The organism is Streptomyces sp. NPDC059679 (assembly GCF_042734105.1).
Lineage (GTDB): Bacteria > Actinomycetota > Actinomycetes > Streptomycetales > Streptomycetaceae > Streptomyces.
Window position 1 is genome coordinate 74,917 of the sequence record NZ_JBHWES010000025.1, and the last position, 18,346, is coordinate 93,262.

The 18,346-nt window shown below is 72.9% G+C and carries 19 protein-coding genes; 12 read left to right on the top strand and 7 right to left on the bottom strand.

Annotation, left to right across the window (positions count from 1 at the left end):
- The first annotated feature begins 9 nt into the window (after positions 1–9).
- The 5 genes from ACFV2X_RS25805 (at position 10) to ACFV2X_RS25825 (ending at position 6,107) form a co-directional block, all read left to right on the top strand.
- The gene (locus ACFV2X_RS25805; RefSeq protein WP_385620509.1) at positions 10–2,232 is read left to right on the top strand and encodes a hypothetical protein; all 2,223 of its coding nucleotides are present in this window, start codon (positions 10–12) and stop codon (positions 2,230–2,232) included.
- Positions 2,233–2,372: 140 nt separating this feature from the next.
- Positions 2,373–3,350, top strand: a complete 978-nt coding sequence (locus tag ACFV2X_RS25810) for an ABC transporter ATP-binding protein (protein WP_385620511.1) — start codon at positions 2,373–2,375, stop codon at positions 3,348–3,350.
- Positions 3,347–4,090 carry an ABC transporter permease gene (locus ACFV2X_RS25815; RefSeq protein ID WP_385620514.1) on the top strand — a complete coding sequence of 248 codons (744 nt, stop codon included), beginning with the start codon at positions 3,347–3,349 and terminating at the stop codon, positions 4,088–4,090. Before ACFV2X_RS25810 ends, ACFV2X_RS25815 begins: the two co-directional genes overlap by 4 nt.
- 197 nt (positions 4,091–4,287) lie before the next feature.
- On the top strand, positions 4,288–5,409 hold the full coding sequence (locus ACFV2X_RS25820; RefSeq protein ID WP_385620647.1) for a sensor histidine kinase: 1,122 nt from the start codon (positions 4,288–4,290) through the stop codon (positions 5,407–5,409).
- A gap of 50 nt (positions 5,410–5,459) precedes the next feature.
- Positions 5,460–6,107, top strand: coding sequence for a response regulator (locus ACFV2X_RS25825; protein ID WP_385620516.1), 648 nt, complete (start codon positions 5,460–5,462; stop codon positions 6,105–6,107).
- A gap of 103 nt (positions 6,108–6,210) precedes the next feature.
- Here ACFV2X_RS25825 and ACFV2X_RS25830 read toward each other — a convergent pair whose 3' ends face one another.
- Both ACFV2X_RS25830 and ACFV2X_RS25835 read right to left on the bottom strand, forming a co-directional pair.
- On the bottom strand, positions 6,211–7,050 hold the full coding sequence (locus ACFV2X_RS25830; RefSeq protein ID WP_385620517.1) for a tetratricopeptide repeat protein: 840 nt from the start codon (positions 7,048–7,050) through the stop codon (positions 6,211–6,213).
- A 17-nt stretch (positions 7,051–7,067) separates the two neighbouring features.
- Complete coding sequence (locus tag ACFV2X_RS25835) at positions 7,068–8,093, bottom strand: GNAT family N-acetyltransferase (RefSeq protein WP_385620519.1); 1,026 nt, start codon at positions 8,091–8,093, stop codon at positions 7,068–7,070.
- Positions 8,094–8,206: 113 nt separating this feature from the next.
- Between ACFV2X_RS25835 and fdxA the strand changes: the two genes are divergently transcribed.
- Both fdxA and dapC read left to right on the top strand, forming a co-directional pair.
- Positions 8,207–8,533, top strand: a complete 327-nt coding sequence (gene fdxA, locus ACFV2X_RS25840; protein WP_014054705.1) for a ferredoxin — start codon at positions 8,207–8,209, stop codon at positions 8,531–8,533.
- Between the two features lie 115 nt (positions 8,534–8,648).
- A complete protein-coding gene (dapC, locus tag ACFV2X_RS25845) occupies positions 8,649–9,761 on the top strand; it encodes a succinyldiaminopimelate transaminase (protein WP_385620520.1) in 1,113 nt (370 codons plus the stop codon).
- Between the two features lie 96 nt (positions 9,762–9,857).
- On the opposite strand, the gene ACFV2X_RS25850 is transcribed toward dapC, so the two are convergent.
- Complete coding sequence (locus ACFV2X_RS25850; protein WP_385620522.1) at positions 9,858–10,571, bottom strand: hypothetical protein; 714 nt, start codon at positions 10,569–10,571, stop codon at positions 9,858–9,860.
- Positions 10,572–10,773: 202 nt separating this feature from the next.
- The gene (locus ACFV2X_RS25855; RefSeq protein ID WP_385620523.1) at positions 10,774–11,679 is read right to left on the bottom strand and encodes a hypothetical protein; all 906 of its coding nucleotides are present in this window, start codon (positions 11,677–11,679) and stop codon (positions 10,774–10,776) included.
- A 184-nt stretch (positions 11,680–11,863) separates the two neighbouring features.
- Here ACFV2X_RS25855 and dapE point away from each other — a divergent pair, with 184 nt between their 5' ends.
- Together dapE and ACFV2X_RS25865 are read left to right on the top strand one after the other, a co-directional pair.
- A complete protein-coding gene (gene dapE, locus ACFV2X_RS25860; protein ID WP_385620525.1) occupies positions 11,864–12,934 on the top strand; it encodes a succinyl-diaminopimelate desuccinylase in 1,071 nt (356 codons plus the stop codon).
- A 123-nt stretch (positions 12,935–13,057) separates the two neighbouring features.
- On the top strand, positions 13,058–13,807 hold the full coding sequence (locus tag ACFV2X_RS25865; RefSeq protein ID WP_385620527.1) for a TIGR00730 family Rossman fold protein: 750 nt from the start codon (positions 13,058–13,060) through the stop codon (positions 13,805–13,807).
- 42 nt (positions 13,808–13,849) lie between these two features.
- On the opposite strand, the gene folP is transcribed toward ACFV2X_RS25865, so the two are convergent.
- On the bottom strand, positions 13,850–14,710 hold the full coding sequence (folP, locus tag ACFV2X_RS25870; protein ID WP_385620529.1) for a dihydropteroate synthase: 861 nt from the start codon (positions 14,708–14,710) through the stop codon (positions 13,850–13,852).
- Positions 14,711–14,829: 119 nt separating this feature from the next.
- On the opposite strand from folP, the gene ACFV2X_RS25875 reads away from it, so the two are divergent.
- Positions 14,830–15,372, top strand: coding sequence for a cell division protein DivIVA (locus ACFV2X_RS25875; RefSeq protein WP_385620532.1), 543 nt, complete (start codon positions 14,830–14,832; stop codon positions 15,370–15,372).
- Positions 15,373–15,490: 118 nt separating this feature from the next.
- Positions 15,491–16,087 carry a DNA-3-methyladenine glycosylase I gene (locus ACFV2X_RS25880; RefSeq protein ID WP_385620534.1) on the top strand — a complete coding sequence of 199 codons (597 nt, stop codon included), beginning with the start codon at positions 15,491–15,493 and terminating at the stop codon, positions 16,085–16,087.
- A 66-nt stretch (positions 16,088–16,153) separates the two neighbouring features.
- Here the strand turns inward: ACFV2X_RS25880 and ACFV2X_RS25885 are convergent, their stop codons facing one another.
- Entirely contained in the window at positions 16,154–16,957 is an 804-nt protein-coding gene (locus tag ACFV2X_RS25885) for an enoyl-CoA hydratase-related protein (RefSeq protein WP_385620536.1), read from the bottom strand.
- A gap of 369 nt (positions 16,958–17,326) precedes the next feature.
- On the opposite strand from ACFV2X_RS25885, the gene ACFV2X_RS25890 reads away from it, so the two are divergent.
- Entirely contained in the window at positions 17,327–17,494 is a 168-nt protein-coding gene (locus ACFV2X_RS25890) for a DUF3117 domain-containing protein (RefSeq protein ID WP_003966491.1), read from the top strand.
- A gap of 127 nt (positions 17,495–17,621) precedes the next feature.
- Here the strand turns inward: ACFV2X_RS25890 and ACFV2X_RS25895 are convergent, their stop codons facing one another.
- On the bottom strand, positions 17,622–18,287 hold the full coding sequence (locus ACFV2X_RS25895) for an O-methyltransferase (protein ID WP_089504983.1): 666 nt from the start codon (positions 18,285–18,287) through the stop codon (positions 17,622–17,624).
- Positions 18,288–18,346 lie beyond the last annotated feature (59 nt).

Genomic DNA, 18,346 nt, shown 5'->3' on the forward strand with positions numbered 1-18,346 from the left:
GAACCTGCTTTGAGCCGTGAATCTGACAGTTCGTCCTCCGGGACCCGCAAGGGCAGTGGCGCCGCCGCCTACCCGCCCGGCACCCCGCCGTACGGATCCCGCCAGTACCCCTCGCCGAACCCGGCACAGGAGGCCCAGGGCTCCGGTGACGGCGAGGCGCGTGCCGCGGCCCAGCCGGAGGAACCCAAGACCGAGACCACGCTGACGACCCGGATCCGGATCAACATCCCCGGGTCGCGGCCCATCCCGCCGGTGGTCATGCGCACCCCGGTCGGCGAGGAGGGCGTGCCGAACCAGCGCTCCGCCGACGACCCCGAGGGCGCCGACGGCCCGGCCGGGCCGGACGCCGCCCCGGCGGGCCCGGGCGCGGCCGGACCGGCGCGGGGGGAGCACGGGGAGCCTTCGGCGAACAAGCCCGAGAAGAAGAAGGAGGACCGGACCAGCGACTGGTTCGCGCCTCGTAAGGGCAAGGGCAACACGTCGACGGGGAGCACGCCGCAGCCCCCGGCGCCGCCGGCCGCCACGCCACCCGCCCCCGGGCCCGCCGCTGCCGAGCCGTTCGCCGCCGCCGAGCCGTTCGGGGCCGCGCCCTTCGGGGCCGGGGCGTTCGCGCCCGGGGCATCCGCCGCGCCCTCGGCCGCGGAGACCACCCAGCCGTTCCCGGCCCCCGACTTCTCCACCCCGGAGAGCCCGTTCTCCGCTCCGGAGACCACGCAGCAGTTCCCCGCCCCGTCGCTGGGCGGTGGGACGGGTGCCGACCTGCCGTACTTCACCGACACCCCGCAGAGCGGCTTCCCCGGGGTGGCGGAGCCCAGCGGCCCGACGAGCGGCCCGGTCACCGGCGAGATGCGGCTGCCCACGCGGACCCCGGGCTCCACCCAGCCGCCGCTCGGCGGTGGCGCCGGGCTCGCCGGGCAGCCGCCCACCCCGCCGAACGGCTCGCCGCTGTCCGGCAGCCTCGGCGCCACCACCGGCGCGAGCCCCGTGCCGTCGGCCGGGCCGTTCGACGGCCTCGGCGGCAAGCCGGGCCTGGACTCCGCCGCGAACCCGCCGCTGTTCCGCGACCCCGACCCGACCCCGGGCGGGGGCGTGCCGGCCGAGCATGTCTCCGGAGAGACGCTGGTCAGCGGCATCCCCGTCGTCCCGCCCGCCGAGAACCGACCCGGTTCGCCCTTCCCGCCCCCCGGGACCGGCTCCGCCGTGCCCGCCCCGTCCGATCAGGACAGCGCTCCGGCGAGCAGCCCCAAGCCGCCCGCCGCCCCGGCGGCCGCCCGCCCCAAGAAGAGGGGGCGCTCCAAGCTGGTTCTGGCGGTCGGCGCGCTCGTCTTCGTCGGCGGTGTCGCGTACGGCGCGGGCCTGGTGATGAACCACGCCGACGTCCCGAACGGCACCACCGTCCTGGGCGTCGACATCGGCGGCACCTCCAAGGAGACGGCCGTACAGAAGCTGGACACCGCGCTGGAGGGCCGTACCACCGCCCCGCTGAAGGTGTCCGTGGACGGCCAGCAGAAGCAGATCAAGCCGTCCGTCGCGGGCCTGACGCTGGACACCGAGGCCACGGTCCGCGGCGTCGCCGGCCGCGACTACAACCCGATCACCGTGATCGGCTCGCTGTTCGGCGGCACCCACGAGGCCGATCCCGTCGTCACGGTCGACGAGGAGAAGCTGAAGGACGCCCTGGAACGGCTCGCGGGCACCTCGGGCACGGCGCGCGAGGGCACGATCGAGTTCAAGCCCGGCAAGGCCGTCGCGGTGTACGGCAAGGCGGGCAAGGGGCTGGACGTCGACAAGGCGGTCGCGGCGGTGGACGAGGCGTTCCGGCAGCGGGCCGCCACGGGTGAGAACAAGGTCATCAGCCTGCCCGTCGTCACCAAGCAGCCGCAGATCAGCAACGCCGAGGTCGACCGGAAGATGCGGACCTTCGCCCAGCCCGCGATGTCGGACTTCGTCAAGGTCCAGACGGACCCGGCGCACTCGCTGCCGCTGAGCCCGCAGAACTCCCTGTGGAAGGTCCTGTCCATGCGGGTGGTGGACGGCAAGCTGGTGGAGCACTACGACCTGAAGGCCCTGAAGGAGCTGTACGGCGGCTTCTTCGACGGCGTGCTGATCCAGCGCGGCAACGGCAGCAAGCAGCCCGTCGCCCCGACGGACGTCGCGGTGGCGCTGGGCCAGGCGCTGAAGGGCAAGACCCCGGCCGAGCGGATCGGCATCATCGAGACCAACGGCAACTGAGCGAGGCGCGTACGGCCCCCGTCCGGCACCGGGCGGGGGCCGTCGTATGCCCGGCGACATCGCGGACCATGACATCTGTCATGCCGAGACCACGACCGCTGACACTGCCGGGACGAGCCGCGCCGGGCGAAGCTTGGGCCATGACCGCAACAACCGCTCAGTCCGCTCCCGGCACGGCTGCCGGATCCGGCCGCGCCGAGGCGTCGGCGTCCGCGCCCGTGGTCGCCTTCGAGAAGGTGAACAAGAGCTACGGCAGCGTGCGCGCCGTGGCCGACCTGGACCTCGCGCTGCACCAGGGCGAGACCGTCGCGCTGCTCGGGCCCAACGGGGCGGGGAAGTCCTCGACCCTCGATCTGCTGTTGGGGCTGCGCACCCCCGACTCCGGCCTGGTCCGGATCTTCGGCACCACCCCACGCCAGGCCATCGAGGGCGGCCGGGTGGGCGCGATGCTCCAGAGCGGCGGGCTGATGGAGGAGGTCACGGTCCAGGAGCTGGTGCGGCTCGCCTGCGATCTGCACCCCCGGGCCCATCCGGTGCGGCAGGTGCTGGAGGAGGCGGGCATCACGGACATCGCCGACCGGAAGGTGAACAAGCTCTCCGGCGGCCAGGAGCAGCGGGTGCGCTTCGCGCTGGCCACCGCGGGCGCCTCCGACCTGATCGTGCTGGACGAGCCGACCACCGGCATGGACGTCTCGTCCCGGCAGACCTTCTGGGCCGCGATGCGGTCACAGGCGCGGCAGGGCCGCACCATCCTCTTCGCCACCCACTACCTCGAAGAGGCCGACGCGATAGCCGACCGTGTGATCGTGCTGCACCGCGGGCGGGTGCTCGCCGACGGCACGTCCGCGGAGATCAAGGCGATGGCCGGGGCCCGGCGGATCTCCTTCGAACTCGACGAGCCGGCCGATGAGGCGGCGCTGCGCATACTGCCGGGCCTGACCGGGATCGAGATATCGGGGCGTACGGTCCGGATGCGGTCGAGCGACGCCGACGCGACGGTACACGCGCTCTACGGCCTCGGGGTGTATCCGCGCGGTATCGAGGTCGCGGGCCTCGGCCTTGAGCAGGCGTTCCTCGCCATCACCGACGCCGCGACCGCTGAGGAGGCGGGACGATGACCACCTTGATCAAGCTGGAGATCACCCGCGCCCTGCGCAACAAGAAGTTCATGTTCTTCACGGTCATCTACCCCTCGGCGCTGTTCCTGGTGATCGCGGGGACCAGCGACACCACCTCCCTGGTGCCGCACACCCATCTGACGATGCCGCTGTACTACATGGTGGCGATGGCCTCCTTCGGCTCGCTGACGGCCGTGCTGATGGGCAACAGCGAGCGCATAGCCAAGGAGCGCGAATCGGGCTGGGTGAGACAGCTGAGGCTCACCGCGCTGCCCGGGCGCGGCTATGTGATGGCCAAGATCGCCTCGGCGGCGGTGGCCACCCTGCCGGCGATCGTGGTCGTCTTCGTCGTGGCCGCGGCCGTCAAGGACGTGCGGCTCGACGCCGCGTGGCAGTGGCTCGCCCTGACCGGCGCGATATGGGCGGGCTCCCTGGTGTTCGCCGCACTGGGCGTGGCCATCGGCTATCTGGCGTCCGGTGACGCCGTACGCCCGCTGACCATGATCATCTACTTTGGCCTCTCGATCCTCGGCGGGCTGTGGTCGCCGACGACCGCGTATCCCCAGTGGCTGCAGAACATATCCGACTATCTGCCCACCCATGCCTATGCCGCGCTCGGTCAGGCGATCGAGCTGGGCGGGGCGCCGCACACCAAGGACATCGCCCTCCTGGTCGGCTATCTGGTGCTCTTCGCGGGCGCGGCCGCCTGGCTGTACCGCAAGGACACCCGCAAGGCATGAGCGGCGCGGACGAGCGGCGTGCGGAGGGAGGCGGGCGTGCGGCAGCGAGGGGGCCTGCGGAGGGGAGCGGGCGTGAGGCGGCTGGCGGGCCGGCCGAGCGGGGCGGCGGCCGCTGGGTGGCATGGCGCCGGTCGCTGACGCGGGAGGACGATGTGCTGACCGGCATCGGCCGCGAGGTCAGCGATCGCAGACAGGCCATGATCAGGCTGCTGTGGGTCGGCATCTGGATGGCGTATATGACCGCCCCGGTCAGTGATCTGCTGGACGGCGGCCACCACCCCGTCGCCACCGCCCTGGGCTGCCTGGGGCTGCTGACCTTTCTCACCGCCTATTGCCGGCTCCTGTTCCGCCCTGCCGGCCGGCCCCTGGACCTCAGAAAGGCCGGCGGGGCGCTGGTCGCGATGGCCGCGCTGGCCGCCGCCCTGGCGCTGACGCTCGGCGACTCCTGGCTGGTGCTGTTCGTCTATGTGTCGGTGGCCTGCGGTGCGGTGCTCCCGCTCAAGGCCGCGCGGCTGACGGTCCCGCTGGTCACCGTCGTTCTGATGCTCGTCGGCCTGACGGCCGGGGACGCCCCGCATCTGCTGGCCGTCCTGGGGATCCCCGCCCTGCTCGGGGGGTTCGCGATGAGCGGGGTGCGGCAGTTGGTCCGTACGACCAGGGCGCTGCGGGAGGCGCGGGCCACCGTCGCCCATCTCGCCGCCAACGAGGAGCGGCTGCGGCTCGCCCGCGATCTGCACGATCTGCTCGGCCACTCCCTGTCGCTGATCACGCTCAAGAGCGAGCTGGCCGGGCGGCTCCTCCCCGACCAGCCGGAACAGGCCGGGCGGCAGGTCGCCGATATCGAGCGGGTCAGCCGCCAGGCGCTCGTCGACGTACGGGAGGCGGTCAGCGGGTTTCGCCGCCCGACCCTGGAGGCGGAGGCGGCCGGGGCCCGGATCGCGCTGACCGCCGCGGGCATGGCCGCCGATCTCGGCCGGACCGCCGACGGCCATCCGGACCTGCCGCCCGATGAGGAGGGGGCCCTGGCGTGGGCGCTGCGCGAGGGGATCACCAATGTGGTGCGGCACAGCGGGGCGCGGCGCTGCACGGTGACGCTCACCGAGGCCGGTGGCGAGCTCTGCCTGACCATCAGCGACGACGGCCGGGGCCCCGAAGGCCCGCCGGGCAACGGGCTGTCCGGGCTGTCCGAGCGGCTGCAACTGGCCGGCGGGCGGCTGGAGACCGGGACGGGTGAGCAGGGCGGGTTCGTGCTCCGTGCGTACGTCGCCCTCTCCCGCCGCGCCACCGCCTCCGAGCTCGCCTCGCCGACGCCCGGGTAGCGCTGCCGGACCGGGGCGGGGCTGTCAGAGGCGCCGCTTACGCTGGGCCCATGAACGGAGCGACGGGGGAGCCGGCCGTGGTGCCGGGAGGTCGTATTCGGGTGCTTCTCGCCGAGGACCAGTCGATGGTGCGGGAGGCGCTGGCCGCGCTGCTCGGGCTGGAGAGCGACATAGAGGTCGTCGCCCAGGTGGCGCGCGGGGACGAGGTGGTGGACGCGGCCCGGGAGCATCGGCCGGATGTGGCGCTGCTGGACATCGAGATGCCCGGTATGACCGGTCTCGACGCGGCCGCCGCGCTCCGCCCGGCGTTCCCGGGGCTCAGGATAGTGATCCTGACGACCTTCGGCCGCCCCGGCTATCTGCGCCGCGCCATGGAGTCCGGCGCCGACGCCTTCCTGGTCAAGGACGCCCCCGCGGCCCAGCTCGCGGACGCGGTGCGCCGGGTGCTGCGCGGCGAGCGGGTCATCGACCCGACGCTGGCCGCGGCCGCGCTCGTGGACGGGGTGTGCCCGCTGACCGAGCGGGAGCGGGAGGTGCTGCGGTCCTCGGCGGACGGCTCGACCAACGCGGAGCTGGCGCGCAGGCTGAACCTCTCGCAGGGCACGGTCCGCAACTACCTGTCCACGGCCATCCAGAAGACCGCCGCCCGCAACCGCGCCGACGCGGTGCGGATCGCCCGCGACAAGGGGTGGCTCTGACCGCTGCCGAAGGCCGTCCCGCCGCCCGCGGCCGTCCCGGTGCGGTGACCGTTCCGGTTCGCGGCCGTCCCGGTGCGGTGGCTGACCTGGCGCGGTGCGCTGCTCAGTTCAGCCTCGCCCGGGCGGCCCGCGCCCGGCGCCGTACGGCCTCCGCCGCGTTCGGCTCCATGGCGGCCACGACCTCCGCGTACTCCTCCATCTCCTTGGCGCCGGCCACGAAGTCCCCGCGCTCCACAAGCAGTTTGGCCCGCTCGTAGCGGAGCCGGGCCGGGTGGCTGGGCAGCAGCAGGGACAGCTCGACCGCCCACAGCTGGACGTCCGTGCGCTCGGGCCGGGCGGCGGCCCAGGCGCGGATGTTGTTCAGGATCCGCAGCACGATCTCCAGCGGAGTGGCCGGGGCCGCCACTGCCGCGGCCGACGGGACCCCCAGCGCCCCCGCCACCAGCAGCGCCGCGTCCTCATCGGACAGCACTCGCCCGCCGTCGAAGGGATCCGCCAGCACATGACGCCCGTACGGATCGCCGAAGCCGACCACGAAGTGGCCCGGCAGCGCCACCCCGTACACCGGCGCGCCCGCCCGCCGCGCCACCTCCAGCCACACCACGGACAGCAGGATCGGCAGTCCGCGCCGCCGCAGCAGCACCTCGTGCAGCAGCGAGGACTCCAGCCGCCGGTAGTCGGCCGCGGAGCCGCGGAGGCCGAAGCGGTCCCCGAGCAGCCCGGCCAGCGCCGCGGCCCAGTCGCCGGGCCCGCCGGGGGAGTAGGGCACCAGACCGGCCAGCCGGTCGAGTTCGATCTGTACGGCGTCGATTCCGTCGTCGTCCAGCTCCGGGTCGGCCTCCTGAGCCACCAGCAGGCACAGCAGCGCCAGATCGGGGCGCTCCTCGCGGGCCGCCTCCGCGAAGCGCCGGCGCCGGGCCGGGGTGTCGTCTCTGCGTGGCATAGGTGCCTCGTACCCGATCAGCGGTGGTTCTCGTGGGGTGCGCGCCAGTGGTGGTAGCTGTGGTGTGTGCTGAAGCCCATACCCTCGTAGAGCGCTCGGGCACCGTCATTGTCCGCCTCGACCTGCAGATACGCAGCCGAGGCGCCCTCCTCGAGGGCCTTGCGGGCGAGCGCGGTCATCACGGCGGTGGCCAGGCCCTGGCGGCGCAGCAGCGGATCGGTCTCCACGGCCGTGAACCCGGCCCAGCGGCCGTCCACCACGCACCTCCCGATCGCGGCCGGGACGCCTGAGGCGTCGTCTGCTGTCGTTATGGTCGCGAACCACACCGACGGGCCGCCGCGGAGCACCCGCAGCACCTCGGGGGAGGGTTCGCCGGAGGCGGAGCGCTGATAGCGGGCCAGCCAGGCGTCGTCGATATCGCGGGAGAGGGCGACCCGGGAGACATCGGCGTCCTTGTCCGCGATGGGGGCGAGGGCGGCGATCCGTATGTCCGCGGAGACCTCACGGACCCAGCCGTGCGCCGCGAGCTCCGCGGCCAGCAACTCCTGTGTCCCCTCGGCGCCGGTGCTGACCTGGATATAGGCGGGCAGCCCGCGCTCGGCGTACCAGGCGGTCACCCGCCGCAGCGCGTCCTCGACCGGTACGCCCGGATCGCCGAGCGGCAGCGCGGAGTTGGCGCGCCGGGTGAAGCCGCCCGCCGCGCGCAGCTCCCACTCCCCGAGCCGTACGCTCTCCACCGGCGGCCAGGCGCGGGCGGCGGCCCGGTCCAGTTCGGCCGCGGTCGCCGCCGGGCCGCGGCGGCGGGCCGGAGCCGCGGGCACGACCTTGCCCGCCACCAGCGAGGATTCCGCGATGCGGACCTCCTCTCCGGTGCGTCGAGTGACGCAGAGCACACCGTGTGTCCACGATGTGAGCACGCCGACCACGTCCGTGAACCGCGCGCCGCTGTCGCCACCCTCGATCGTCAGCCTGACGGACACGCGTCTACCCACGTCAGACGGGGTAATCCGGACCTCAAGTCGTCCGCCAGTGGTGAAATCCACAGCTCTGCTCGCCCCTCACGTGCGTCTGGTGCCCAAGAACGGAGATACTAGGTGCGGGCATCGACGACGCCGCGCTCCCGCGCGATAGCAGCCCTAAGAGGAGGAACGACAGCGTGACCTACGTCATCGCGCAGCCTTGTGTCGACCTGAAAGACAAGGCGTGCATCGAGGAGTGCCCCGTCGACTGCATCTACGAGGGCCAGCGGTCCTTGTACATCCACCCGGACGAGTGCGTCGACTGTGGGGCCTGTGAGCCGGTCTGCCCGGTCGAGGCGATCTTCTACGAGGACGACACTCCCGAGGAGTGGAAGGACTACTACAAGGCCAACGTCGAGTTCTTCGACGAGCTGGGCTCGCCCGGTGGCGCGAGCAAGCTGGGTCTGATCGAGCGTGACCACCCCTTCATCGCCGCCCTGCCCCCGCAGGAGCACGACGAGTGACCTCGCGGCGCGCGGGCGCGTTCTAGAAGACGCCCCAGCACCGCGCAGCTCTCGGTCCCGCATGCCACCACGGCCTGCGGGGCCGGGCTGTTTTTCCCAAGAAAGCGAGCCAGTTGTGCCACCCGTCTCCGCCCGTCTCCCCGTCTTCCCCTGGGACCGGCTCGAACCGTACAAGGCGACCGCCGCGGCGCATCCGGACGGCATCGTCGACCTGTCGGTGGGCACCCCCGTCGACCCGGTCCCCGAGCTGATCCGCACCGCGCTGACCGGCGCGGCCGACAGCCCCGGCTATCCCACCGTATGGGGCACCGCCGCGCTGCGGGACGCGCTGACCGGCTGGGTGGAGCGGCGGCTGGGCGCGACGGGCGTGGACCACACCCAGGTGCTGCCGGTGGTCGGCTCCAAGGAGCTGGTGGCGTCGCTGCCCACCCAGCTCGGCATCGGCCCCGGCGACCGGGTCGCCTTCCCGCGTCTTGCCTACCCGACGTACGAGGTGGGCGCGCGGCTGGCGGGCGCGGAGCCCGTGCCGTACGACGAGCCGACCGAGCTCGACCCCACGGGGCTGAAGCTGCTGTGGCTCAACTCCCCGTCCAACCCGACCGGCCGAGTGCTGGACAAGGACGAACTGCGGACCGCGGTGGCCTGGGCGCGCGCGCACGGCGTGCTGCTGGCCAGCGACGAGTGCTACCTGGAGCTCGGCTGGGACGCCGACCCGGTGTCCGTACTGCACCCCGAGGTCTCCGGCGGCACCTTCGAGGGCCTGGTGGCGGTGCACTCGCTCTCCAAGCGCTCCAACCTGGCGGGCTACCGCGCGGCGTTCCTCGCCGGTGACGCGGCGGTGCTCGGCGAGCTGCTGCAGCTCCGCAAGCACGGCGGGATGATGGTGCCCGCGCCCGTCCAGGCCGCCACCGTCGCCGCGCTGGGCGACGACGCGCACGTGGCCGAGCAGCGCGAGCGCTACGCCCGCCGCCGCGCCGAGCTGCGCGAGGCGCTTGAAGGGTGCGGCTTCCGCATCGAGCACAGCGAGGCGTCGCTGTACCTGTGGGTGACGCGGGACGAGCCGTGCTGGGACACCGTCGGCGCGCTCGCCGAACTGGGCATCCTGGTGGCGCCGGGCGACTTCTACGGCGTGGCGGGGGAGCGGAATGTACGGGTCGCGTTCACCGCCACCGACGAGCGGGTCGCGGCGGCGGTCCAGCGGCTGGGCGGCGGTCTGCCCAGGCGCTGAGCGCGCGGCTGCACGGCCACGCGACCACGCGGACAGGTGACGGGCCCGGGGAGCGGATGCTCCCCGGGCCCGGGTGTTTCGCGCGTGGGGCTGCTTTCAGCCGCCGAGGATCGGCAGGCCCTTGACCGGCAGGCCGTCGGTCAGGGAACTGGTGGGCAGGGTGCTCGGGGCGGCCGGGACGGCCTGGGCGGGCTCGCTCGCCGCGGCCTTGCCGGCGGCGGCCTTGCCGACCTTCCTGGCCTTGCCGGCCTTGCCGGTGACAGCCTTGCCGACCTTGCTCGCGACGGCCTTGCCGCGGCTCGGGGCGGCATGGCGGCCCTTGCCCCCCTTGGCCTTGGCCTTGGTCTCGGCCATGGTCTTGTCGGCCACCGCCTTGCCGTGGTCGCCCTTGTCGGCCTTCGCCGCCCCCACCTTTCCGGTCACCTTTCCGGTCTTGCCGGCGACCGACTTCGCCCCGGAGGCCGCCTTGCCGGAGGCCGCCCTGGCCTCGGAGGTGGCCTTGCCCGCAGCGGCCTTGTCCGCGGGCCGGGCGGCCGGAGGGGCCTGCTCCGGGCCCCGGAGGGCACGCGTGACGGTCCCGCCGGCCTTGCCGCCGACCTCGCCCGCCGCGCTTCCGACGTGCTGCGAGGCGGCGTCCGCGAGGCTGCCGACCGCGGCGGTGTCGAGCGCGCTCAGCCCGCCCAGCTTGGGGGCCTGCGTCAGGGACAGGTCCGCTGCACTCGCGGCGCCGGCGGCACCGACCACGGGAGCGGCGCCCGCTGCGACCAGCAGCGCGGTCCGGGCGATCCGACGCGTGAGGGGGAGGGACATGATGCTCCTTTGACGGAGGGACATTTGGCGTGGATGTCCGGCAGCCGGACGCAGTGAATACCGCGTGAGAAGCGGGAAGGTTGCGGTGCGCCAAGGTAAAGAATTGGTAATGCGTCGCATAATCCGTTTCGGATGTGAGCGAGCATCTGTAAATGTCACCGGCCCCGCTTTGACCCACCGTCACCAGCGGTGATCTGCCGCGTTATCGGGCGATGGCGATACGAACTTCCGGTCCGGAGTCCTCGTCGGTGGTATGCCAACCGGCCCGCAAATTCCCGGCGGTCCATACGTGGTTGCCATAAGAAACGCGTTCGATGCGCAACTCGTCCGAGTGGGTCACCGCCCAATAGGCCAATTCCCAGCCGTTACGCTCCGCCCCGCCGCGGGCCCGGGTCGCCCCGGTCGGCACCCGCACCATATGCGCGGCCGCGGCGCGCCCGCCGCCCTGCCCGGCCGGCCGTACCGCCGCCGCCACCTCGGGGCCGAACTCCCGCTTCAACTCCGCCCGGACCCGCGCCGGATCGCCCGGAACTCCGTCGTCCGGCGGGCCGGGGCAGGAGAAGGCGGCCGCCGAACGCCCGGTCAGCGCACCGGTCAACACCACGGCCTCGGTCTCGTGCTTCGCGTACGCCTGCGGGTAACCGCTGTACTGCACCCGCTGGGCGGCCACCGTGAGCGGGAGCCGCGAGTAGCCGGGGACCTTCACCAGGTGGTCGTAGAACCGCCCCGTGGCGTAGACCGGATCCTGGATCTGCCGTGCGGTGCCCCAGCCTTGTGAGGGCCGTTGCTGGAAGAGCCCCAGTGAATCCCGGTCGCCATGGCGGATGTTGCGCAGCCCCGACTCCTGAAGCGCGGTGGCCAGCGCGATGGTGACGGCCCGCTCCGGCAGCCCCCGGGAGGCGGCCACCGCCTCGATCGTGGCTGCGTTCGCCGCCTGTTCGGGGGTGAGCGCCAGATACTCGCCCTCCGCCCGTACGAAGCAGCGGGGCGGGCCCCAGCCGCCGGTCGCGATGTGCGCCGCCACATATCCGACGAGGGCCAGCAGTACGGCGCAGGCGATCGCGGCGCGTGTCCGACGGGCGCGGCTGGCGAGGACGGGCAGGGGCACGGCGCACACGTTACTTGAGGGCCGCCCGGCCCCGGACCGACATGTGTCAAGAGGCACGTCACCGGCCCGGGAGGCCCCGCCACCACCGCCCTGCCCGGCCACCGCGCCGCCCTGCCCGGCCGCCGTCGCCACCGCACCGCTACTGCCCGGCCGCCGTCGGCGAGGACGGGCTAGGGTCGGTTCCATGGCACATCCCGCACTTGATCTGTCCCTGGACGCCGCCCGGCTCACCGCCCAGCTCGTCGACTTCCCCTCGGTCAGCGGCGACGAGAAGGCGCTCGCCGACGCCGTAGAGGAGGCGCTGCGCGCCCTGCCGCATCTGATCGTCGACCGCGACGGGGACGCCATCGTGGCCCGGACGAACCTGGGGCGGGCGGAGCGGGTGGTGCTCGCGGGACATATCGACACCGTGCCGATCGCCGACAACGTCCCTTCCCGGCTCGACGAAGGAGGGGTGCTGTGGGGCTGCGGCACCTCCGATATGAAGTCGGGCGTGGCCGTACAGCTGCGCGTCGCCCAGGCCGTGCCCGCCCCCAACCGCGATCTGACCTTCGTCTTCTACGATCACGAAGAGGTCGCCCTCGAGCTCAACGGGCTGCGCCGGCTGGCCGAGCGTCACCCCGAGTGGCTGGCCGCCGACTTCGCGGTCCTGCTGGAGCCCACCGACGGCAAGGTCGAGGCCGGCTGCCAGGGCACCCTGCGGGTGCGGGTCACCGCGAGCGGCAAGCGCGCCCACTCCGCGCGCAGCTGGCTCGGCGAGAACGCCATCCACAAGGCCGCGCCCGTCCTCGACCGGCTGGTCGGATACCAGCCGCGCCGCGTGGACATCGATGGGCTCACGTACCGTGAAGGTCTCAACGCGGTGCGTATCGAGGGCGGCCATGCGGGCAACGTCATCCCGGACTTCTGCGCCGTGACCGTCAACTACCGGTTCGCCCCCGACCGCTCCGAGGCCGAGGCGCTCGCGCATGTACGCGAGGTCTTCGACGGGTTCGAGGTGGAGGCCACGGACAGCGCGCCCGGCGCGCTGCCGGGCCTGTCCCACCCGGCCGCGGCCGCCTTCGTCGAGTCGATCGGCACGGAGCCGGCCCCCAAGGACGCCTGGACGGACGTCGCCTTCTTCTCGGCGCTCGGTGTGCCCGCGATCAACTACGGCCCCGGCGATCCGCTCCTCGCACACACCCGCGAAGAGCATGTGAACACCGCGGCGGTGCTGGAGGCCGAGCAGCGGCTGCGGGCCTGGCTGACCGCCTGACCGTCCTTTTGGCGCCGTTTTGAGGGCTCGGTTCGGACTTGGCTGACGCGCCGAGAACAGGGGCCTACGCTGAACGACAGATCTGCGGCTGATCGGAGGCAGATCGTGGCGAAGGGAGCACACATGGGCAACGCCGAGGACGAGCGGACGCTGCAGGAGCAGCGCGAGGGCCCGGTCGTGCGCCGACGCCAGCAGATGCGGCCCGGCACGACCGACCAGCGGCTGCTGGACAGCCAGGGAGCGACCCACTGGGTGCACGAGGACCCGTTCCGGGTGCTGCGCATCCAGTCGGAGTTCGTCGAGGGCTTCGGCGCGCTCGCCGACCTCGGCCGGGCGGTCAGCGTCTTCGGGTCCGCCCGTACGCCGGAGGGGTCGCCGGAGTACGAGGCGGGGGTGCGGATCGGGCGGGCCCTGGCGGAGGCGGGGTTCGCGGTGATCACGGGCGGCGGCCCGGGGGCGATGGAGGCGGCGAACAAGGGCGCGTGCGAGGCGGGCGGGGTCTCCGTCGGGCTCGGCATCGAGCTGCCGTACGAGCAGGGCCTCAACCCGTACGTCGACATCGGCGTGAACTTCCGCTACTTCTTCGTCCGCAAGACGATGTTCGTGAAGTACGCGCAGGGGTTCGTGGTGCTGCCGGGCGGGGTCGGCACCCTGGACGAGTTCTTCGAGGCGCTGACCCTCGTGCAGACCAAGAAGGTGACCCGCTTCCCGATCGTGCTCTACGGCAGCGGCTACTGGCAGGGCCTGGTGGCCTGGTTGAAGGACACGCTGGTCGCGCAGGGCAAGGCGAGCCCGATGGACCTGGAGCTGTTCCGCCTCACCGACGACGTGGACGAGGTGGTCGAGCTGATGACGAAGGAGTCCGGCGGCTGACCCGCCTGCCGCCCCGCCGGCTCACCCGTCGCCCGTCGCCCGTCAGGCCACGCCGCGCCGGGCGACCGCCGGGGGCCGGTGACCGGCGATGGAGGACACCATGTCCAGCACCTGGCGGGTCTCGGCCACCTCGTGCACCCGGTAGACCCGCGCGCCGAGCCAGGCCGAGATCGCGGTTGTCGCGAGGGTGCCAAGCAGCCGCTCCTTGACCGGCCGGTCCAGCGTCTCGCCCACGAAGTCCTTGTTGGACAGCGAGACCAGAACGGGCCAGCCGGTCTCCGCCAGCTCGCCGAGCCGCCGGGTCGCCTCCAGCGAGTGCCGGGTGTTCTTGCCGAAGTCGTGGCCCGGGTCGATCAGGATCGACTCGCGCTCCACACCCAGCTCGACGGCGCGCCGCGCCAGCTCGAGCGTGACCCGCAGGATGTCGGCCACCACATCGTCGTACGCGACCCGGTGCGGCCTGGTGCGCGGCTGGGCGCCGCCCGCGTGGGTGCACACCAGACCGGCGCCGTACCGGGCGGCGACCTCGGCCAGCTTGGGGTCGACCCCGCCCCATGCGTCGTTGAGCAGATCCGCGCCCGCCTCGCAGACCGCCTCCCCGACCTCGTGGCGCCAGGTGTCCACGCTGATCACCACGTCCGGGTGGCGCCGGCGCACCTCGGCCACGAAGCCCACCGTGCGGCGCACCTCCTCGGCGGCGCTCACCTCGTCGCCGGGACCGGCCTTCACCCCGCCGATGTCGACGATGGCGGCGCCCTCCGCCACCGCCTGCTCGACACGGTCCAGGGCGGGGCCGTCGTGGAAGGTGGCCCCCCGGTCGTAGAAGGAGTCCGGCGTCCGGTTCACGATCGCCATGATCACTTGTTCGTTCTCGCCGAACTCACGCCGTCCGAGCCGTAGCATCCGCACTTCCTCTCGCTTCCTCCCCAGAGGGGCTGCGAGCGACGATAACTGTCGGTGGGGCATGGCACGATCGAGGCAGACTGGTAGGACGTACGCGCGCACCCGGGGAGACGATCGTCGTGTTTTGGTTCTTGCTGATCGCGCTGGTCGTGGTGGTCGGCGCGGTCACGGTCGCGGTCGTCGGAGGTGGCGACGGCGGCGCGCTGGCCGAGGCGCCCCCCGACCGGCTCGATGACGCGCTGCCCGCCGACCGGCCGCTGGGCCGTGCCGATGTGGAGGCGCTGCGCATCCCGATGACCGTGCGGGGCTATCGCATGGCCGATGTCGACGATGTGCTGGGCCGGCTCGGCGCCGAGCTCGCCGAGCGCGACGCCCGGATCGCCGAGCTGGAGACGGCCCTGGCCGGGGCGCAGGCGTCGGCCCACGGCGGGCCCGGGCTGCTGCGGCAGCCCGGCGGTCTCCCGCCGCACGACATCGCCCCGCCGGGCCTGCCGCCGCATGACATCGCCGCGCCGGGTCTTCCGCGCGACCTGCCGCCGCCGGGGCTGCCTGCTCACGACCTGCCTGCCCACGGCCTGTCCCCGCACCCGTACGACCCGCCCCCGCAGCATCCGCCCGCGCCGGACGTCCCGCCGCGCGGGCCGGAAGGGGACGGCGCATGAGCGTGTCTTGGCGCGCTGTGCGGGCTGGACTGAGGAGCCGCGCAGCGTCGGAGGAGCGAGCAGTGACGAGGGAAGCCCGCGCGTGGAAGCGTGCCGAGACTGAGCGGGAGGGAGGGGCATGAGCGCCGGGGAAGTGGTGCTGGGGCCGGACGGGTTGCTGCGCTGCCCATGGGGTGGGCTGGAGACCGAGAGCATGGCCGACTACCGCGTCTACCACGACACCGAGTGGGGCCGCCCGGTCCATGGCGACGATGCCCTGTTCGAGCGGATCTCCCTGGAGGCGTTCCAGTCCGGTCTGTCCTGGCTGACGATCCTGCGCCGCCGCGAGGGCTTCCGTGCCGCGTTCGCCGGGTTCAAGATCGCGGCGGTCGCGGAGTTCACGGAAGCGGATGAGCAGCGGCTGCTCGGCGACTCCCGCATCATCCGCAACCGGGCCAAGATCTCGGCCGTCGTGTCGAACGCGCGGGTGGCGGCCGAGCTGGCGCCGGGCGAGCTGGACAAACTGATCTGGTCCCACGCTCCGAACGCGGTCGGCCGCCCGGCGCCGCGGACCTTCGAGGACATCGCCCCGATCACCCCGGAGTCGACGGCGCTGTCCCGCGACCTCAAGAAGCGCGGCTTCCGTTTCGTCGGACCGACCACGGCCTATGCCCTGATGCAGGCGTGCGGCCTGGTCAACGACCACCTGGCCGACTGCCACGTCCGTGGTGCCTGAGTCTTTCCGGGCTCGGTTCTCCCTCAGCGGTGGCCGGGGGAGAGCCGAGCCCTCGGAAGGGGAACCTCACCGGCCGGTGAAGGTGGGCTTCTCCTTCTTGACGAACGCGTCCACCGCGGCCAGGTGGTCCTCCGAGGCGCCCGCGCGCCGCTGGAGCTCCTCCTCCTTGGCCAGCGCCTCGGTCAGGCCGTGCCCGGCCGCGTAAGCGAGGGATTCCTTGATCGCCGCATAGGCCGCGGTCGGGCCCTCGGCCAGTTCCCGGGCCACCGCCGCAGCCTCGGCGGCCAGCTCCGCGGCCGGGACGACCTTGTTCGCGACGCCCAGGTCGTAGGCATCCTGAGCGCTGATCGAGCGCGGGAAGAGCAGGAGGTCGGCCGCGCGGCCGTGGCCGATCAGCCGCTGCAGGGTCCAGGAGACGCCGGAGTCGGCGGTGAGGGCGACCCTGGCGAAAGAGGTGTTGAACGAGGCGGTGTCGGCGACGAGGCGGTAGTCGGCGGCGAACGCGAAGCCCGCGCCCGCGCCCGCCGCGACCCCGTTGACCGCGGCGACGACCGGCTTCGGCATCCCGGCGATCGCGGTCACGATCGGGTTGTAGTGCAGCCCGACGGTGCTCATGGTCGAGCCCTCGCCCTCCCCCGCCCGGTCGGCCGCCAGCAGCTCGATGTGCTCCTTGAGGTCCTGGCCCACGCAGAAGGCGCGGCCGGTGCCGATGAGCAGCACGGCCCGGACGGCCGGGTCCCCGGCGGCCTGGAGCAGGGCGTCGCGCAGGGCGACCTTGGTGGCGATGTTGAGCGCGTTCATGGCGTCGGGACGATTGAGGGTGATCGTCGCGACGCCGTCGGTCAGCTCGTAGAGCACGGTGTCGGCCATGGCGGGTCCTCCGGTGCGGCTGGGTCGCGGCTCGGGTGACGCCGCATCGGCGGCCCGGTCCGGGCCCCGGCGCGGCGGTCAGCGCTCAGCATGCCGAAAGATCGGCGCGACCGACATGTGACCTGCGTCAAAGAATCCGGCGCTTCGTGAACCGCCGTCGGGACGCGCCCCGGGCATCGGCGCCCGTACGGTATCGCGATCCCTCCCCGAATTGGGTGGTTTTGGGCGAGCGCGTTGTGCAGGGGTTGCCGACTGATGTTGGTCATCGGGTCGTGCCATGCGGGATAATGACAAGGAAGCAACGTGTTCGATGCCGGTGACACCTGGGTTGTCGGCTGCGATGAGCTGGTTTCAGGAAGGGGAACGAGCATGGCGGCCATGAAGCCGCGGACGGGCGACGGCCCGCTCGAGGTGACCAAGGAGGGGCGGGGCATCGTCATGCGCGTTCCGCTCGAAGGCGGCGGTCGGCTCGTCGTCGAGCTGACACCGGACGAGGCCGACGCGCTCGGCGACGCCCTGAAGAAGGTTGTCGGCTGAAGCCATCGGTCCCACCATCACCCGTGTGCCGCCCCGGCGGCCGGTATGGACATATACCGGCCGCCGGGGCGGTGCTTTGATACGAGGCCCTGCCTGGGTCTCTGCCTGTCCCCGCGTCCAGCCGCGGCTAGCCGCGCTTGACCGCGCAGAGCAGCCCGTCGCCCACGGGCAGCAGGGACGACTGGAGCACGGTGGACTCCCGTACGGTGCGCAGCAGCTCGCGCAGGCGCAGCACTTCGGCCGGCTGCACCGCGGAGTCCACAGTCCGCCCGTTCGCGAAGACGCCCTCGAAGCAGACCAGTCCGCCGGGCCGCAGCAGGCGCAACGATTCACCGAGGTAGTCAAGGCACTCGGAGCGGTCGCCGTCGCAGAACACCAGGTCGTAGCCGCCGTCGGCGAGCCGCGGCAGGACGTCCAGCGCGCGCCCGGGGATGAAGCGCGCCCGGTTCCCGGTGAAGCCGGCGGCGCGGAACGCCTGCCGGGCGAACTGCTGCATCTCCGGTTCGGAGTCCACGGTGGTCAGCACGCCGTCCGGCCGCATGCCGTTCAGCAGGTGGATGCCCGAGACCCCGGTCCCGGTGCCGATCTCGGCGACGGCCTTGGCGTCCGCGGCGGCGGCGAGCAGGCGCAGCGCCGCGCCCGTGCCGGACGACACCGAGCGCATCCCCGCCTCCCGGGCCCGGTCACGGGCCCAGCGCAGGGCTGCGTCCTCGGCGACGAACGCATCGGCGAACGCCCAGCTCGTCTGCCGGTTGGCGGTAATGGCCCTCTCCTGTCCCCGTAGTTGACGCAAGCGTGACTGTAGCCGCTGCGCCCGGGAACCCGCAGATGGGACCGGGCGTTGGAAGGGGA

What these genes read in the sequence shown, in the direction of transcription:
- ACFV2X_RS25810 (WP_385620511.1), top strand. Translation starts at nt 2,373, where the DNA reads ATGACCGCAACAACCGCTCAGTCCGCTCCCGGCACGGCTGCCGGATCC.
- ACFV2X_RS25815 (WP_385620514.1), top strand. Translation starts at nt 3,347, where the DNA reads ATGACCACCTTGATCAAGCTGGAGATCACCCGCGCCCTGCGCAACAAG.
- ACFV2X_RS25820 (WP_385620647.1), top strand. Translation starts at nt 4,288, where the DNA reads ATGATCAGGCTGCTGTGGGTCGGCATCTGGATGGCGTATATGACCGCC.
- ACFV2X_RS25825 (WP_385620516.1), top strand. Translation starts at nt 5,460, where the DNA reads ATGAACGGAGCGACGGGGGAGCCGGCCGTGGTGCCGGGAGGTCGTATT.
- ACFV2X_RS25830 (WP_385620517.1), bottom strand. Translation starts at nt 7,050, where the DNA reads ATGCCACGCAGAGACGACACCCCGGCCCGGCGCCGGCGCTTCGCGGAG.
- ACFV2X_RS25850 (WP_385620522.1), bottom strand. Translation starts at nt 10,571, where the DNA reads ATGTCCCTCCCCCTCACGCGTCGGATCGCCCGGACCGCGCTGCTGGTC.
- dapE (WP_385620525.1), top strand. Translation starts at nt 11,864, where the DNA reads ATGGCACATCCCGCACTTGATCTGTCCCTGGACGCCGCCCGGCTCACC.
- ACFV2X_RS25865 (WP_385620527.1), top strand. Translation starts at nt 13,058, where the DNA reads ATGGGCAACGCCGAGGACGAGCGGACGCTGCAGGAGCAGCGCGAGGGC.
- folP (WP_385620529.1), bottom strand. Translation starts at nt 14,710, where the DNA reads ATGCTACGGCTCGGACGGCGTGAGTTCGGCGAGAACGAACAAGTGATC.
- ACFV2X_RS25880 (WP_385620534.1), top strand. Translation starts at nt 15,491, where the DNA reads ATGAGCGCCGGGGAAGTGGTGCTGGGGCCGGACGGGTTGCTGCGCTGC.
- ACFV2X_RS25885 (WP_385620536.1), bottom strand. Translation starts at nt 16,957, where the DNA reads ATGGCCGACACCGTGCTCTACGAGCTGACCGACGGCGTCGCGACGATC.
- ACFV2X_RS25890 (WP_003966491.1), top strand. Translation starts at nt 17,327, where the DNA reads ATGGCGGCCATGAAGCCGCGGACGGGCGACGGCCCGCTCGAGGTGACC.